The 16,793-nt window shown below is 42.9% G+C and carries 18 protein-coding genes; 8 read left to right on the forward strand and 10 right to left on the reverse strand.

Annotated features, from left to right (window positions below; genetic code table 11):
* Nucleotides 1–348 precede the first annotated feature (348 nt).
* Nucleotides 349–483, reverse strand: a complete 135-nt coding sequence (locus tag G470_RS14965; protein ID WP_276202771.1) for a hypothetical protein — start codon at nt 481–483, stop codon at nt 349–351.
* Between the two features lie 25 nt (nt 484–508).
* Between G470_RS14965 and G470_RS12230 the strand changes: the two genes are divergently transcribed.
* Entirely contained in the window at nt 509–820 is a 312-nt protein-coding gene (locus tag G470_RS12230) for a hypothetical protein (RefSeq protein WP_051258333.1), read from the forward strand.
* A gap of 244 nt (nt 821–1,064) precedes the next feature.
* On the opposite strand, the gene G470_RS0100595 is transcribed toward G470_RS12230, so the two are convergent.
* The 5 genes from G470_RS0100595 to G470_RS0100615 all read right to left on the reverse strand — a co-directional run bounded on the left by G470_RS0100595 (nt 1,065) and on the right by G470_RS0100615 (nt 7,169).
* On the reverse strand, nt 1,065–2,021 hold the full coding sequence (locus G470_RS0100595) for a 2-hydroxyacid dehydrogenase (RefSeq protein WP_028273131.1): 957 nt from the start codon (nt 2,019–2,021) through the stop codon (nt 1,065–1,067).
* 159 nt (nt 2,022–2,180) lie between these two features.
* Nucleotides 2,181–3,623: a glycoside hydrolase family 1 protein gene (locus tag G470_RS0100600; RefSeq protein WP_028273132.1), complete on the reverse strand. Its 1,443-nt coding sequence runs from the start codon at nt 3,621–3,623 to the stop codon at nt 2,181–2,183.
* A 106-nt stretch (nt 3,624–3,729) separates the two neighbouring features.
* The gene (gene lacG / locus G470_RS0100605; protein ID WP_028273133.1) at nt 3,730–5,139 is read right to left on the reverse strand and encodes a 6-phospho-beta-galactosidase; all 1,410 of its coding nucleotides are present in this window, start codon (nt 5,137–5,139) and stop codon (nt 3,730–3,732) included.
* Entirely contained in the window at nt 5,139–6,851 is a 1,713-nt protein-coding gene (locus tag G470_RS12235; RefSeq protein WP_051258334.1) for a lactose-specific PTS transporter subunit EIIC, read from the reverse strand. Before G470_RS12235 ends, lacG begins: the two co-directional genes overlap by 1 nt.
* 6 nt (nt 6,852–6,857) lie before the next feature.
* Nucleotides 6,858–7,169: a PTS sugar transporter subunit IIA gene (locus G470_RS0100615; protein ID WP_028273134.1), complete on the reverse strand. Its 312-nt coding sequence runs from the start codon at nt 7,167–7,169 to the stop codon at nt 6,858–6,860.
* A 240-nt stretch (nt 7,170–7,409) separates the two neighbouring features.
* Here G470_RS0100615 and G470_RS0100620 point away from each other — a divergent pair, with 240 nt between their 5' ends.
* The 5 genes from G470_RS0100620 to lacD all read left to right on the forward strand — a co-directional run bounded on the left by G470_RS0100620 (nt 7,410) and on the right by lacD (nt 11,235).
* On the forward strand, nt 7,410–8,135 hold the full coding sequence (locus G470_RS0100620; RefSeq protein WP_276202772.1) for a DeoR/GlpR family DNA-binding transcription regulator: 726 nt from the start codon (nt 7,410–7,412) through the stop codon (nt 8,133–8,135).
* A 25-nt stretch (nt 8,136–8,160) separates the two neighbouring features.
* A complete protein-coding gene (gene lacA / locus G470_RS0100625; protein ID WP_028273136.1) occupies nt 8,161–8,595 on the forward strand; it encodes a galactose-6-phosphate isomerase subunit LacA in 435 nt (144 codons plus the stop codon).
* A 56-nt stretch (nt 8,596–8,651) separates the two neighbouring features.
* Complete coding sequence (lacB, locus tag G470_RS0100630) at nt 8,652–9,170, forward strand: galactose-6-phosphate isomerase subunit LacB (protein WP_028273137.1); 519 nt, start codon at nt 8,652–8,654, stop codon at nt 9,168–9,170.
* Nucleotides 9,171–9,235: 65 nt separating this feature from the next.
* Nucleotides 9,236–10,168 (forward strand): hexose kinase, encoded by a 933-nt coding sequence (locus tag G470_RS0100635; RefSeq protein WP_028273138.1) that lies wholly within the window; start codon nt 9,236–9,238, stop codon nt 10,166–10,168.
* 44 nt (nt 10,169–10,212) lie between these two features.
* On the forward strand, nt 10,213–11,235 hold the full coding sequence (gene lacD / locus G470_RS0100640) for a tagatose-bisphosphate aldolase (protein WP_028273139.1): 1,023 nt from the start codon (nt 10,213–10,215) through the stop codon (nt 11,233–11,235).
* Nucleotides 11,236–11,300: 65 nt separating this feature from the next.
* On the opposite strand, the gene G470_RS0100645 is transcribed toward lacD, so the two are convergent.
* The 4 genes from G470_RS0100645 to G470_RS0100660 all read right to left on the reverse strand — a co-directional run bounded on the left by G470_RS0100645 (nt 11,301) and on the right by G470_RS0100660 (nt 14,969).
* Nucleotides 11,301–12,266: a D-2-hydroxyacid dehydrogenase gene (locus G470_RS0100645; RefSeq protein WP_028273140.1), complete on the reverse strand. Its 966-nt coding sequence runs from the start codon at nt 12,264–12,266 to the stop codon at nt 11,301–11,303.
* Nucleotides 12,263–13,207, reverse strand: coding sequence for a ribokinase (gene rbsK / locus G470_RS0100650; protein WP_205617860.1), 945 nt, complete (start codon nt 13,205–13,207; stop codon nt 12,263–12,265). The genes G470_RS0100645 and rbsK overlap by 4 nt, the downstream gene beginning before the upstream one ends.
* Nucleotides 13,208–13,230: 23 nt before the next feature.
* Nucleotides 13,231–14,193 carry a phosphoglycerate dehydrogenase gene (locus G470_RS0100655; protein ID WP_028273142.1) on the reverse strand — a complete coding sequence of 321 codons (963 nt, stop codon included), beginning with the start codon at nt 14,191–14,193 and terminating at the stop codon, nt 13,231–13,233.
* 305 nt (nt 14,194–14,498) lie between these two features.
* The gene (locus G470_RS0100660; RefSeq protein ID WP_028273143.1) at nt 14,499–14,969 is read right to left on the reverse strand and encodes a Dps family protein; all 471 of its coding nucleotides are present in this window, start codon (nt 14,967–14,969) and stop codon (nt 14,499–14,501) included.
* 196 nt (nt 14,970–15,165) lie between these two features.
* Here G470_RS0100660 and G470_RS0100665 point away from each other — a divergent pair, with 196 nt between their 5' ends.
* Both G470_RS0100665 and G470_RS0100670 read left to right on the forward strand, forming a co-directional pair.
* The gene (locus G470_RS0100665; RefSeq protein WP_028273144.1) at nt 15,166–15,789 is read left to right on the forward strand and encodes an MBL fold metallo-hydrolase; all 624 of its coding nucleotides are present in this window, start codon (nt 15,166–15,168) and stop codon (nt 15,787–15,789) included.
* 27 nt (nt 15,790–15,816) lie between these two features.
* Nucleotides 15,817–16,785: an asparaginase gene (locus G470_RS0100670; RefSeq protein WP_028273145.1), complete on the forward strand. Its 969-nt coding sequence runs from the start codon at nt 15,817–15,819 to the stop codon at nt 16,783–16,785.
* The last annotated feature ends 8 nt before the right edge of the window (nt 16,786–16,793 follow it).

Here is a 16,793-nt window from a genome sequence, read left to right on the forward strand (position 1 = left end):
TGATGAGTGGTTTTGGGTGATAGGCAGGACGACCGTCCTGAGTCTCAAAAATTTTAAAGTAATGATCGTCTAATGAATCGACAAAGTTATAGATAGAAAAAACAATATGGTTGGGATCAATACAAGTAGATAATTCTAATGGAAGTGAAGTTTGATTCATGTTATATTGTACGTACATAAAAAGCACCCCTTTAATGTTTAGTGTCGTTACTAATATTATATCAGGGTGCTTTTTGTATGCCTAATTATATATAGCAAAAACGACGAGAAAATTAGTTAATCTAATTTCTCGTCGTTTTTATTTAGTGGCTTTTGTCCCAGCCTCCTCATTGCTTAGTATATACAGCATTAAAGATTCAGCACACTCACTCGGAAAGCTGTATCGTCTCTCCCGGCCGCCTCTATTTCATACAATGCCACCCGCTCCATCCCGTAAGGTGTGTCCGGATAGTGGCAGCACAGCCACAACTGGCCGTCTGACATATCGTTTTACATCAATGATACGCATGTGGGGACATGGACGGTTCCAGGAAACTTCTCTGATGTCAGAGGGAAACTGACTCCTCAATGGTGGCCGCGGCAAAACAGTCAGTACGGGTTGTTCCGCACCTTGAGAGTGACGCCGTATGAAACATTGGTAGACGGCGAACCCATTTCAGACATCAACTTAAGTCATATCAATTTTGACAAGACCCTCACCAAAATCCGCTTTGAAGTGGACAAACACGCCGACCATGTCGGCGGGCTCACCATTTTCGGTAAGGAATTCGGCAACTACCCGCAAGATATTGAATACAAATTGTACTATTCGGATATGTAATTGAAGATGAGGCAGCCAGATGAGCGGCCAGAAAAGATCCAATTCATGAAGTGGCGTTGAAGTTTCGGCTTACTCCATCAATTGGACCCTTCAATTCATGATCTGGGGTATTTTTTTGGCTCTGCTCTATTGATTAGGCTATTCTATTAATGGAGTGAGGGATAAATTTACGCTCACTTCATTAATAGAAATCGACAGACGCAAAAGAGGTCGGGCATATCGCCCGACCTCTTACTGTATTTCCTTATTCTTGCACAATATTTTGCGGGTTCCCCTCCAGGAACGCCAATGTATTGTCGAAGGCAATTTTCGCCCGTTCTACCATCGCTTCGTCCGTCAAATATGCCACGTGCGGAGTCAACACGGCATTTTTTGCCTGCAGAATCGGATAATCTGAAGGAATCGGCGGTTCCATATCGAACACATCCAGACCAGCGCCTGCAATTTTGCCTTCATTCAACAACTCTGCCAAGCCGTCGTTGTCAATAATCGGTCCGCGTGCGCAGTTGATCAACACGGCAGACTCTTTCATCAAACTCAGCTTCTCTTTCGACAAAAAGCCTTCCGTTTCTTCATTCAGCGGCAAGTGAACCGTCACAATGTCACTGGTTTTCAGCAATTCGTCCAACGACACGTACTCCAGTCCCAGTTCTTTCGCTTCTTCTTTCTCAGAATTATTGTAGCCGATCAAGTTGGCGCCAAAGGCTTTGAACAAACGAGCAGTCTGCATCCCGATATTTCCTGTCCCGATGATGCCGACCGTTTTGCCTTTAATTTCTCTTCCTTGAATCATGCCTGGGAAGTCTTCTTTCCGGATATCCGCATTGCCTTGTGAAATCGAGCGGTACACATCCAGTGTCAGTCCGATGACCAATTCAGCCACGGACTGATCGGAATACCCAGCTGCGTTGGCGATTTTCACGCCTTTTTCTTTCGCAGCTTCCCCGTCCACATGGTCAACTCCAGTGAATGCCACGTTGATGAATTTCAACTGATCCGCCTGCTCGATGGCTTCTGCAGGGTATGGATTGTTGGCGATCATGACCACATCCGCATCTTTGCTGCGTTCAGCCAACTCCTTGGCATCGGTCGTTTTCTCCTCATAATAAACAAACTCATGCCCTCGTTCTTTAATTGGCTGGGCCAATTCTTCAATCAATTCATTCGGCACTCTAAGTGGTTCGAGCAATTTAATCAGCACACAATTCAACCCTTCCATTTATAGTCTCACACTTATTGTAACAAAAAACGAAGCTGCGTGAGGCAACACTTTATTCAAATGCTCTAAACCACAAAAAGACCACAGATTTAACCTCATCTTCACGTCACTAAAATTTTAAGCACAAGCCCTTTTTAGTCATCATTGAAATAAATACTCGCCGTTTGTTTCAATTACTTTATTGTACCAATCAAAGCTTTTTTTCTTGTATCGTTTCATAGTCCCCGAGAAATCATCATGGCGGTCAACATAAATAAAACCCCATCTTTTTTCCATTGTTCCAGTTGTTCCACTAACGAAATCCATAACTGCCCAGTTCGTGTAACCTATCACATCTACGCCATCTCCAATAGCCTCATTTAATTGTAGCAGATGCTCTTTCAAAGTTTTTATTCGGTAATCATCCACAACAGTTAAGTTACCGTCTGCATCTTTTTCTAAGTCTTCAATCTGAGAATGACCGTTTTCTACTATGAATTGCGGCAATCCATAGCGATCCCAATGAATATTCAGCATGGTACGAAGACCCACCGGATCAATCGACCATCCCCATTCATTATGTTCCAAATAAGGATTTTCTTCATTGCTGATAACATTTACTGCTTTTCGAACACCGTCATCGTCCTCTTCTTTTGAGACAGCACCAGCATCAGAAACCCCACTTAAATAATAACTATACGCCAAATAATCGACAGTATTCTCTTTTATGTCTTTCCACTCTTCTTCAGTGGCATCCAGATTAATCCCTTTTTCTTCGAACATTTTAAGTTTGTATCTTGGGTACTCGCCAAATACGTGCACATCTGTATAAGCTAATCGGTCACGGTTATCGATGTAGGATTTAAAGAAATCTTCAGGTTTTGCAGTCATTGGATAATAGGGCCCTTGTATGGTTGTACAGCCAACTTGTAATTCAGGGTTAATTTCTTTTATGATTTTTATTGCCCGTGCATTTGCTAGAAAAATATTAAAAATGATTTGATGCATTTCTTGTTCTGTGATTGTTTCTTTTGGTTGAGATACACCTGCGTAGAAAAAAGGCATATCCGGAGTGCCATTTACTTCATTAAAGGTCAGCCAGTATTTTACTTTATGTTGGTATCTTTCTACAATCGTTCGTACATATTTTTCATAGAAAGCGATCACTTCTTTATTTGCGAACCCATTATAATTATCGGCTAAATAAAGGGGCATCTCCCCACTATGGGTGATTGTCACGATGGGTTCGATTCCATTATCGAGCAGCTTATCAAATAAGTTGTCATAAAACTTCAACCCCGCTTCATTTGGCTCTTCTTCAATTCCATTAGGATATATACGCGTCCAGTTGACAGATGTTCGAAAAGATTTTAATCCAAGTTCCGCAAACAACTCTACATCTTCTTCGTACCGATTATAAAAATCGATTGCTTCATGCTTTAAGTTTCCTGATTCTGGTTGTTTCGTTCGTTTATCTTGAGTGCTTGGAACTACATCAAAAACAGCAGGCCCTTTACCGTCTTGATTTGTTGCCCCTTCAAAGTGATAAGCAGCAGCTGCACTTCCCCAAAGGAAATCTGTAGGAAAATTGTTTTTCACCGTCATTTGTGTAACCCCTTCTCTAGAAGAATTGATAATGTGAAGCTCTCTGTACTACTCATTTAAAAGAAAGGCAACCTAATGTCTTTCAACACCAAGTTGCCTTTTCTCCTTAACCCTTTAATTCTCCTGTCTTAGCTAGTTCCTTATACCAATACGCACTTTTTTTAGGGTATCTTTCTTGGGTTTCAAAATCGACATAGAATAATCCATAGCGCTTATTGTAACCATTCGACCAAGAAAACACGTCCATTAGCGACCAAACAAAATATCCCTGTACGTTCGCCCCATCTTCAATCGCTTGATGAATAGCTTTTAAATACCCTTCGATATAATCGATTCTTGGTTGATCATCAATTTCCCCATCGTTAAATTCGTCTTTATAGGCCATACCATTTTCCGTTACATATATTTTTTTATAGTTAGGATATTCTTCCATCACACGCATAATCTGATCGTATAATCCTTGAGGATAAATCATCCAATCCCAGTCTGTACGTGGAACATCTACATCAAATACTTTTTCGCCTACTCCTTTGATTCGGTAAGCTGAAGTTCCTTCATCTCCAGTGCTGTTATGGAAGATTTCAGTTTCACCATCGTATCCTCGCATCCAGTCGCTCATATAGTGATTAATTCCTAAGAAGTCGTTTAGATCTTTTGCTTCGTATAGAATATCCATATCTTCGTCACTTATCGTCAGTGAGCCGCCATTAGCATCAAAAATATGGTTTACACCTTCCATAGTCCCTTTGGAATACTCACCCTTGAAAGTAGCGTCTAAGATAAATTTGTTGTGGATGATATCCTCCAGTTCGGCAGCCCGAACATCTGCAGGGTTATTTGGATCGTGAGGATATTTTGTTTGCAATGCATGCACAATACCAATCTCTCCTGGATAACCATTCTCTTTAAATAGTTTCACAGTTTTTGCATGAGCCAACATCATATTGTGGTGGGATTGAAATACTTTCCCGAAATCATATTTAATCCCCGGTGGGAACTTACCTACCAGATATTGCCCGTCTCCTATAGGCCCAATTTCGTTGAAAGTGGTCCAATATTTGACTTTTCCACCGTATTCTTCAAAGCAAAATTTTGCGTAATTCACAAAATGCTCAATATTTTCCCGATTGAGAAAGTCTCCTTCTTTGTGCAAAGCCTCAGGAGTATCAAAGTGATGCAATGTTATAAAGGGTTCCACTCCACGTTTTTGTGCTTCATCAATCACCTTGTGGTAGAACTCCACCCCTTTTTCATTGACTTCTCCATGACCATTTGGAAAAATACGGGACCATGCTATCGAAATCCTGATTCCATTCACTCCAAATTCCTCTGCTAACTTTAAGTCGACAGGATAACGATTGTAAAAATCACTGGCCGGCTCAGCATTAAACCAATAATTTTCTTCTAAGAAAGTGTCCCAAGCCACTCTCCCCTTCCCGTCTTTAGCTGTCGCTCCTTCAGCTTGATATGCAGCCGTTGCTCCTCCAAAAATAAAATCTTCTGGTAATTTCAACACTAAATTCCCTCCTGAGATAATTGAGTAGTATCAGATGCTTCTTCGCCCTCTGAATTTAACGTACTTAAAACAAAGTCCAATGCTCCTTTAGGGTTATTGGTGAGGGAAATGTATTCCTTCCCTTTCGTCTTGACCAACTTGACTCCTAAACGATCCGCATCTTTTTTAATGTCTTCATAATTCGAAGCCACTTGAGGAGCCAATACGATTAAATCGAAATCTTTCATAATATCATTGTGTGTACCGTATGAACCTGCCGCAGCCGTTACAGGGACATTGTATTCTTTCGCACCGTTTTCCAACGCGTTAGCCAAAAGTCCACTTGTTCCGCCTCCAGCACACAACACCAACACATTTTTTTCATCCTTGATCGTGCTTTCGGATGCTTGGATTGCTACATCCCCATCGAATTCTGGAGCAGTTAACTCTTCATTAGAAATGACTTCTTCTTGTTCTCTTTCGACTTGTTGTTTGTCATACACTTTAAAGAATGGGTAGTAGATTAATACATCCATCACTAATAGCAAAGCTGCCAAAACAAACGATAGTGGATGAAATGCAGTTCCAAGAACCAATCCAATAGGTCCAGGTGTTGTCCACGGCAAAAAGTACATGAAACTATTCATACCGAGGAAATCAACAAAGAACTTAAACACCCATACGTTCATAATTGGCGCAAGTATGAACGGAATAAAGAAAACTGGATTAAGCACTAACGGCCCACCAAATAAAATTGGTTCATTCACTCCGAAAGAAGTTGGAATAAATGAAGCTTTCCCAATCGCCTTATTCTGTTTGGATTTTGCCATAAACATAAACATGTATGGGACTACGAATGTTGCGCCTGTTCCCCCAAGTGTTGCAACAAAATATTGAATACCTGGTGTTAAAGCATGTGTTGCTTGTTCTCCAGCTTGAAACATTTGTAAATTGGCGTCTAAGTTGAGATAGATGATAGCCGAAATTGCAGGTTCTACGATAGAAGGTCCATGTATACCAATAAACCAAAAGAACGACATAGCCCCATAGATAATCGCAAGTCCAACATATCCATCCGCTGCTGAGAATAACGGCTGGAATAATTCAATAACCATTTGCGCAAAGTTTGCGCCTGCCACATTCCGCACGACAATATCGACAAAGTAAATAATCATTGCCGAAGCTGCAAATGGCAATAAGTCTTTAAATGTTTGCGAAATGTTTGGTGGAACTTCCTTTGGCATTTTAATAGTAATGTTATTTTTGATGAAAAGGTTATAGACATTCACTACGATGAACGCAGAAACAAAAGCAGATAAGAGCCCTGTAGTTCCTAAGTACCCACTGCCAAATCCTCCTTCAACAGGATCAGCTGCCAGCAACAAGAAGCCGACAATAGAAGCTAACAATGTAGAGATGTTATTGATTTGGTTATTCTTGGGCAAGTCTCGGTTAAAGGAATCGGTCAGAGATTTTGCGGTTGTTCCCGCTACAAGCAATCCTAAAATCCCCATCGAGTAGTTATACGGCTTGACAATTAAGGCCTCTACCGTTTCGCTCCAATAAAAACCGAAAATATTTGGTACATAGGCGATTAGCATAAAGATACTTGAGAATAACACGACCGGCATAGCCGCTATGAAACCATCTTTAACAGCTCTCAAATATTTATTTCTAGAAACCTTTTCGAAAAACGGTTTCATTTTTTCGATTTGAGCAACTAAACTATTCATTTAGTTTCATCCTTTCTTATAAAGATTGATTAAGTGCCCTACTATATCGCGCAATAATAAAGTAGTCATCAAGTGGTCCTGTCCGTGTACCATAATAAATCCTACTTCCACTTCTTCTCCTGCTGCTTCTTGTGCCAACATTTGTGTTTGTGCATTGTGAGCTTCTTTGATACTTTCGCCCGCCTCCTCTACTAATTGTTCCGCTTTATCGAATTCCCCTTTTTCAGCTGCACTTATTGCTTCTAATAAACTTGATCGAGCATCCCCTGCGTGAGCAACAATTTCAAATCCTACCATATTCGCTTCTACTCTATTCATCATTTTGTCTCCTCCTATAAAACATATGAAAATGTTTGTTTTTTTTACAAAATGTTTTATTTTGTTAATTACAAGTTATCACTGCTTTAATAGCTTGTCAAGCGTTTTCATAATTAAATATTTCTGTTGACATTGGTTTATACAGGTGATAAATTGATGTAAAGAAACAATAACAAACATTCCCAAACATAAATCGAAAGGAGGTTATTTGAGATTTTAAAAGAACAACGACTCGAGACAATTCAAAAGCTCGTAAATACGCATGGAATTATCGGAGTAGCTGATTTAACGACTGAATTAGGCGTAACTGAAATGACTATTCGCCGAGATCTCAAAGAATTAGAAGAAGAAGGATTAATCCAGAGAATTCACGGGGGTGCCAAGCTTCCTAAAAACTTATCTAAAAAAGAACTTTCCCATTCTGAAAAACAAGAGATAAACACTTCTGAAAAAATATATATAGCTAAACAAATTGCTTCATTAATTGAATCAGATGACACGATATTTTTAGGTCCAGGTACAACTATTGAAATGGTTTATGATTATCTTCAAGTAACTCCAATGCGAGTAGTGACAAATTCTATCCACGTTTTCAATAAGTTTAACCAAAGCAATATGTATGACTTAATTTTAATTGGCGGAAGTTACCGGGAACGTACGGGAGCTTTCGTAGGCAGCATCGCCAACCAAGCTTTGTCTAAATTACGAGTAAGAAAAGCTTTCATAGGCGTTAATGGAATTAATCATAATAATCTGTTTACTTCAAACGAAGAAGAAGGAACCACGCAAAGCATTATTATGGACAATGCTCAAGAGACTTACATTGTCGCTGATCACAGCAAAATTGCAAAAGAGGACTTTTTCAGCTTTTACGATTTAGATAAAACCACCGCAATCATCACCGATGAAAACCTCACAACAGTTCAAAAGCAAGTATTGGAACAATATACCAGGGTAATAAACTAACATATATGAAATGGAGAGAGTTATCATGATGGTATTTTTAGGATCAGATAAAGACGGGTTGGAACTAAAAGAAACAATCAAGACGTACCTTGCAGAAGAAATGAGTGAAGTGGAAGTAACAGACACTACTCCTGAAGGAGCAGTAGACTTTATTGAATCAAGCTTAGCCGTTGCAAACGGCGTAAGAAAAAATGAAGGCGCTGTCGGGATTTTATTCGATAAAACAGGGGCAGGCTCCTTTATGGCTGTAACTAAGTTAAAAGGGATTGTTGCCGCTGAAGTTTCAGATGAACACTCTGCAAAAATGACAAGAGATCATAATAATTCTTCCATTATTACTTTAGGATCAGGAATAGTAGGCGAACAATTGGCCAAAAATATTGTCGCGGTTTTCCTCAACTCTGAGTATTCCGGCGGACGCCATCAAATTCGTGTGGATATGCTCGATGCTATGTGCTGACTTTTTCATTCAATTCTATTAATAAAAAATCCAATTATACAAAAGGAGAATACGTGATGATTATTGCACTAGGAAATGACCATATCGTAACAGACACTAAAATTGCCGTTTCAGATTACTTAAAGAAGCAGGGACATGAAGTTATTGATGTAGGTACGTATGACTTCACACGCACCCACTACCCTATCTATGGAAAAAAGGTAGGAGAAGCAGTCGCATCAGGAGAAGCAGATTTAGGGGTTGTCATCTGTGGCACAGGTGTAGGAATCTCCAACGGTGCAAATAAAGTAAACGGAGTTCGAGCTGCATTGGTACGGGACATTACTACCTCCCGTTATGCGAAAGAGAAATTAAATGCAAACGTAATCGGATTTGGTGGAAAAATCACTGGCGAACACCTCATTTTCGCTTGCATTGATAACTTTATTGAAGCTGAATATGAAAAGTCTCAAGAAAATGATGCTTTAATCGAAAAAATAGCACACCTTGAAAGCGATAACTTTAATTTACAAGAAACAGATAAAAAGTTCGAAGAGTTTTTAGAGAAATGGGAAAACGGCGAATATCACGATTAACCCATTTACAATAACGTATCGATTACCGTATGAAAAAGTTATTATTGAAAGGGTGGTGAACTAAATTGATTCTAACAATTACAATGAATCCATCTGTTGACGTTTCCTACCCTCTCGATTCTTTTAAAATTGATGATGTAAATAGAGTCGAGTCGGTAAACAAAACTGCAGGAGGAAAAGGTCTTAATGTCACACGTGTCATCTCTCAAATGGATGAGTCGGTTAAAGCTACCGGAATCATTGGTGGCACTATCGGAGATAACATTTTGAAAAATTTAGATACTGAAGGAATCCAACATGATTTTCTAAAAATTGATAAAGAATCGCGAAACTGCATCGCCATTCTACATGACGGTAAACAAACAGAAATTCTGGAATCGGGACCCGTTTTAGATGAATTTGAAGGAGTGTCTTTCAAAAAAAAATTGATTCAGTTACTAGAAAACGTATCTCTAGTAACTATTTCGGGCAGTCTTCCAACGGGGCTGCCACACGATTACTATGCCTCCCTCCTCTCACTCTGTAAAAAGAAGAATGTAAAGGCTTTATTAGACACTAGTGGACATTACTTAAAAGAATCCCTTTTAACTGAGGATAAACCTCTACTGATTAAACCCAATGAAACAGAGCTCAGCGAATTATTGGGTAAATCTGTGACAACTACAAGCGAACTGAAAGAAGCTCTAAATCATAAAATGTTTGATGGCTTGGAGTGGATTGTGGTTTCTTTAGGAGCTGAAGGAGCTTTCGCTAAGAACAAGAACGCCTTTTATAAAGTTACAATACCCAAAATTGAAGTTGTAAATCCAGTCGGTTCTGGAGATGCTACAATCGCCGGTTTTGCCATCGCTTTGCACCAAGGCCAATCACCTGAATCCGTCTTAAAGAGCGGTATGGCAACAGGTATGCTGAATACTATGGAAGCCAAAACTGGGTCAGTTAATAAAGATTACTTTCAAAAGTATTATGACCAAGTCCACGTTCAAAAAATTGATTGATTATTTCACATTGCTTTTAACAACTCAAATAAGGAGCTAAAAAAATGTTAACAATCAGCGCAGGAAAATATCAAGCATTGGAACGGCTATCAGACGAGAACGGTGTTATCTCTGCATTAGCAATCGATCAGCGCGGTTCTTTAAAGAAAATGATTGCGAACGCGAGCCCGAAAGAAATTGGTGATGAAGGAATTATTGAATTTAAAAAACTTATCTCTAAAGAATTGACTCCATATGCCAGTTCTATCCTTTTGGATCCTGAATACGGCATTCCAGCTTCGGGAGAACGCGATAAAAATGCCGGGCTACTCCTTGCCTATGAAAAAACTGGGTATGACGCAACTGAGCCCGGGCGTTTACCTGATCTATTGGAAGAATGGTCCGTGAAACGCTTGAAAGAAGCCGGTGCAGACGCGGTGAAGTTTTTATTGTATTACGATGTGGATGAAGCTGAGGAAATTAATGAATTCAAGCATGTTTACATGGAGCGTGTAGGTTCGGAATGCTTGGCAGAAGACATTCCATTTTTCTTGGAAATTTTAACATATGATGCTCGTATAGAGGATGTAAAAAGTAAAGAATACGCAAAAGTGAAACCTCGTAAAGTGATTGAAGCAATGAAAGAATTCTCTAAACCACAGTACAATGTAGACGTTTTGAAAGTGGAAGTTCCTGTCAACATGAATTATGTGGAAGGCTTTTCTAATGAAGAAGCGATTCATTCCCAAAAAGAAGCTCTTCAATATTACAAAGAACAAAGTGAGTCAACTCACTTGCCATTTATCTTTTTAAGTGCAGGAGTTTCAGCTCAGATGTTTCAAGATACATTGAAATTTGCTCGAGATGCTGGCTCCACTTTCAATGGGGTACTTTGCGGGCGAGCAACCTGGAAAGATGGAGTTGAACCATATGCCTCTGAAGGTGAACAAGCTGGACGGGATTGGTTACAAACTCAAGGAAGAAAAAATATAGAAGAATTAAATAAAGTTATAAATGAAACCGCTATTTCTTGGCATCATAAGGTACAAGAAGTACCTCTTCAAAAACAAGTTGTTCAATCTCATTAGAAATGATAAGAAAAGGACGAAACATGAAAAATGTTTCGTCCTTTTCTTATCTAAATCTATATTTTTTAGTACCCCACCTCATTCACCGGCTGCCCTCTCAAAAACGCCCGCGCGTTTTCCACGCTGATGTCAATCAAGCGCTGGCGGCTTTCTTTGGTGGCCCAGGCGATGTGCGGGGTGATGAAACAATTTTGGGCTTTTAAGAGCGGATTGTCGCTTTGGATAGACTCGGTGCTCACCACATCAAGTCCGGCGGCATATATTTTTCCTTCATTCAACGCTTCGGCAACATCGTGTTCGTTGATCAGCGGTCCTCTTCCCGTGTTCAACAAAATCACGCCGTCTTTCATTTGGCGGATAGCGTCCGCATTGATTATTTCTTTTGTCTTTTCCGTCAACGGCAGGTGCAAGGACAAGACATCGGCCTGCGCCAACAGTTCTTCTTTTGAAACGTAGTTTGCAATTTGTCTGCCGCTTTCGCTCTCGCTGCGGTTATACGCCAGTACATTCATACCAAAAGCCCGGGCGAGTTTTCCGACTGCCTGCCCGATTTTTCCGAATCCGAGGATGCCGATCGTTTTTCCGGACAGTTCCATTAGTGGATAATCGTAGAACGTCCAATCTTCGTGGTGTTCCCACTTTCCGTTGTGGACTTCCCGGCTGTGGTGCGCCACTTGATTGGTGATTTCAAGCAACAGCGCAAAGGTGTGTTGGGCGACAGAATCGGTGCTGTAGTCCGGGACGTTGCTGACGGTGATGCCGCGTTCGCGGGCGGCTTCAATATCCACGACATTGTATCCGGTCGCCAAAACCCCGATAAAACGGATGTTGGCACACGCCTCCAAAACGGTTTGTGTGATGGGAACTTTATTGGTAAAGACAAGTTCCGCCTCTCCAATCCGCTCAATCGCTTCCGCTTCGTCTTCCAAGGAGGTTCGGTCATACAGCGTCACCTCGCCCAGTTCTTCCAATTCTTTCCAACTCAAGTCTCCCGGATTGGTGGTATAACCTTCCAACACAACAATGTTCATTTAACCGCCTCCTTTTCGCTGTCTAAAAATTGCATGACTTCTTCCAATGTCGGCATCGCTTGAGCAGTGCCTTCTTTGGTGACGGCGCAGGCGCCAACGGCATTCGCAAACCGGATGGCGTCCTCCAACCCATACTCGTTTGCCAGTGCATAAGCCAGACCGCCGTTGAACGCATCGCCTGCGCCGGTGGTGTCCACCGCGTGGACCGGAAAACCGTCGTACACCTTCCCTTTTTGTTCTGCATTATAGAGAAGGCAGCCTTTTTTCCCAAGTGTGATCAATACGTTGTCAGCGCCCAGTTGATGCAATGTTTGCGCTGCCGCTGTGGCACTTTCGACAGAATCAACCGGCATACCGGTCAACTGTGCGGCTTCTGTTTCATTGGGAGTTAAGTACGTGACTTTTTTCAACCAGTCATCCGGAATCGGTTGAAACGGCGCCGGATTCAAGATGACCGGCACACCATGTTTTTCCGCCAATTGCAAGGTGGTGTCCACTGCATCCAGGTTGGTTTCCAGCTGAGTCAACACCACTGCCGATTCCGCCAATTTGGATTCTGCTTTTTCAATCTCTTCTTTATGGATGTTGGCGCATGCACTCGGCGTCACGACAATCATGTTTTCACTCTCGTCGTCAACCGTAATAAGGGCCGATCCGGTGGCCCGCTCCTTGTCGATGGCAATGTGGGTGGTGTCGATGCCTTCTGTTTGAAAATGGTCCAGCGCCAGTTTCCCGAAGGCATCATCCCCCAGCTTGGTGACCAAGGACACTTCCGACCCGAGACGGGCTGCAGCGGCTGCCTGATTGCTGCCTTTTCCTCCGGCACCGGTCCGGAACGATTTCCCTAACACAGTCTCTCCCGGCTGCGGCAGCCGATCCGCCCGCGCTGTCAGATCGGTCACATAACTTCCCATGATGAATACGCTATTTTTATTTACCAACGAGCTTTTCCTCCTTTGCGCGTTCAGTATCCTTTTTTATAGTCCACCACATTGCGCGGCAGTTCCTTTCCTTCAACAAACGCTTTTAAGTTTTCCTCAAAAATTGGGAACAAACTAGCTTCGTAATCCTCCAGCACTCCGGAAAAGTGCGGGGTGATCAAGACATCTTCACGGTCCCATAGCGGATCGTCTTCCGGAAGCGGTTCTTCTTCAAACACGTCCAAAGCGGCGTGTGCCAGCTCTCCGTTATCCAACGCGTCGATCAAATCCGTTGTGCGGACCGTTCCGCCCCGTCCCACGTTGATGAAAATGGCGCTGTTTTTCATCTCTTTAAACAAGTCGCGGTTAAAAAAGTGTTCCGTCTGTTCGGTGAGCGGCAGGATGTTCACGACGACATCGGCTTTTTTGAGATGCTGCGACAGGTCGTCCTGCGTAAACAGCTCATCCATGTAGTCAACTTCGCGTCCGCTGCGGTTGATGCCGATGGTCTTCATGCCGAATGCTTTGGCAATCCGGCCGGTTTCTTTCCCAATGTGTCCGGTACCGACAATCATCATCGTCCGGTTCTTCAACTCCACCAAGCTTTCAACCGGGTCCCATTTCTTTTCTTGCTGTTTAAGTAATGCGTGACCGATGCCACGCGTGTGGTTCAAAAGCATCGCGAAGATGGATTCTGAAATCGCTGTGCTGTGGATGCCACTCGCATTGGTCAGGGCTACTTCTCTTTCCTCCAATTGTTCCAAAGGCAGATAATCGACTCCGGCAGAAGCCGTCTGGACCCAATTCAAACGAGATCCTTCTTTAAACGCCACTTGTTCTCCCAGTGCGCCCCACCCATACACCACTTCGATGGCTTCCAACGGAAAGTCGGAAACGAGTTCGTCTTCTTTTGTTTCCACCAATTCATAGTCCGGTGCTATTTTTTGAATGGTTTCTTTTTGTTCTTCGGTCAATTCATGTAGAGCCAAAATTCCTTTTTTTCCCATACCTTCACTCCTCACAAGTTTTTCTCGTCCATTATCTCAAACATCTCTCCCGGGAGCAAAAAACAAGAGAGCGGGACAAAATGCGTTTAGACCCGAACCTTCTAACGCATACCATATCCGTAAGCCGCTAAAGCGGCAACGGCTATGGCAACTGGAGCGAATAAGCGGATGAGGGGCGAAGCCCCTCGAGCATTATTCGTGAAGTGGACGTCGGGTCTGCATTTTGGAGCGCATTTTCGCTAGCCTATTCGGAAACGCACAAGAGGCTGGGACTTTTGTCCCAGCCTCTTGTGAATGGGGTTGGTTTATTTGATGTCATCCAGTGGGTTGTTCCCGATGAATGCCTGCAGCATCCACAGTGTTTTGTCGACGTCTTCTTTGATGTCGATTAACATGTCGTTGGAAACGAAATCCCCTTTTTCATCCGTGAGTTCGATGCCTTCTTCAAGAGAGGCGCGCATCGTCTGGTAGTCTTTGATGACCGCTTTAACCATGTCGTCTTCCGAAAGATTTTTGTCTTCCACGCGTTCTTCGAGGATGGAATGCTCTTTGAATTCACCCAAGGTGGAATACGGTTCGCCTCCAATAGCAATCAAGCGCTCGGCGACTTCATCCAAGTTTTCCGTCACTTCGTCATACAATTCTTCAAATTTTTCGTGCAGTGTGAAGAAATGCGGTCCTTTGATGTACCAGTGAAATTGATGGAGTCGAATGTAAAACAACCCCTGTGTAGCGACCAGCTTATTCAAAAAATCTTTTACTTCTGTGTCTGCCATAAAACAATTCCTCCTTTGATTTTGTTTCCACACTTATGGTAACTCTGACACAAAAATTTTGCAAACAGTAAGCTCATTTAATTGAATTTGTTATCATTTTGCAATAGTTATAATTAACAGCCGCTCTATTTTTCTATTTTGTTCCTCCACGAAAGTCCGTTATACTGAAAAGGAAGAAGCACTGGAGGGAAATGAAATGATCAATATCCGCAGAATCGAGACTGGATGGATTCCAGAAAATTGTTATATCCTTTATAAAGGAACGAATGCGTTGGTGGTAGACCCTGGCGATGAAACAAGCAAAATCAAAGACCAGTTGGAAGAATTGGGTGTCCGACCGGTGGCGGTGTTGTTGACGCATACGCATTACGATCACATCGGAGCATTGGAAGATATTCGCACAGACTATGAAATTCCCGTTTATGTAAGCGAAGAAGAACAGGATTGGCTGGGCGATCCGGAATTGAATCTCTCTGCCCGTCATCCGCATCCAGTGGTGGCACGTCCGGCAGATGTGGAATTCAACTTGTTTGAAGAATACGACATCGAAGGTTTCCGTTTCACTGTTGTGCCCACACCGGGACATTCCCCAGGAGGGGTCAGTTTCGTCTTTTATGAGGACAACTTTGTCGTAACCGGCGACGCCTTGTTCAGAGGTACCGTAGGACGGTCCGACCTTCCCGGCAGTGATCCCGAGCAGCTCTTGCAAGGCATTGAAAAACATTTGTTGACGTTGCCGGAGGATATGAAAGTACTCCCAGGACACGGCGGAGAAACGACCATCGGCCGCGAGAAACGGTTCAACCCCTTTTTTAATTAACAGACGGATTTTTGTTGGAGGCATAAAATGAAACGAATATTGTTGCTGCATACAGGCGGGACGATTTCCATGAGCACCGACCAAACTACGGGCGATGTCCGCCCGAGTTCGGAAAACCCGCTGCATCACTACCGGCACTTGTTTGGAGAAGCGGTGCACGTCAAAGCGGAAGATTTGTTCCAACTTCCTTCTCCGCACATCACCCTCAAGGAAATGACCGCGATGAAAGAACGGATCGAACGCGCCGTAGAGGCCGATGAAGCAGACGGCATCGTCTTGACCCACGGCACCGATACGTTGGAAGAAACGGCCTACTTTTTGGATTTGACACTGCATGCATCGATTCCCGTTGTGTTGACTGGTGCGATGCGTCCGGCAGACAGTATCGGCGCAGACGGGCTCTTAAATCTGCAGGCGGCGGTCTGGACGGCGATGTCCGAAGAAGCCGCGGACAAAGGCGTGTTGGTAGTGATGAATGAAGAGATCCACGCTGCCCGCCACGTCACCAAAACCCATACAACCAATGTCGCCACCTTTCGTACACCGACATTTGGCCCGATTGGGATTTTAGCTAAAAACCACGTCCACTTCTTTCAAAAACTGGTGGAGCGGGAGCATTTTCCCGTCGATACCATCCGCCATACGGTTCCATTGTTGAAGGCATACGCCGGTATGGAAAGTCAGCTTCTTGAGGCGGTGTTTCAAATGAAACCGGACGGGTTGGTGATTGAAGCGCTGGGTGCCGGGAATTTACCACCGGCGGTCTTGCCGTCATTGAAGAAATTCTTAGAAAACGACCTCCCTGTCGTCCTGGTCTCACGCGCATTCAATGGCATCGCACAGGACATTTACGATTATGAAGGCGGCGGCAGACAATTAAAACAAGCCGGCGTGATTTTTGCGCCCGGACTCAGCGGACCGAAAGCCCGCATCAAGCTGTTAATCCTGCTGGAACAAACGAAAGACCCGAAAGAAATGGCGAACTGTTTTGAATAAAAGGAGGA

Source organism: Atopococcus tabaci DSM 17538, from assembly GCF_000429585.1.
GTDB lineage: Bacteria > Bacillota > Bacilli > Lactobacillales > Carnobacteriaceae_A > Atopococcus > Atopococcus tabaci.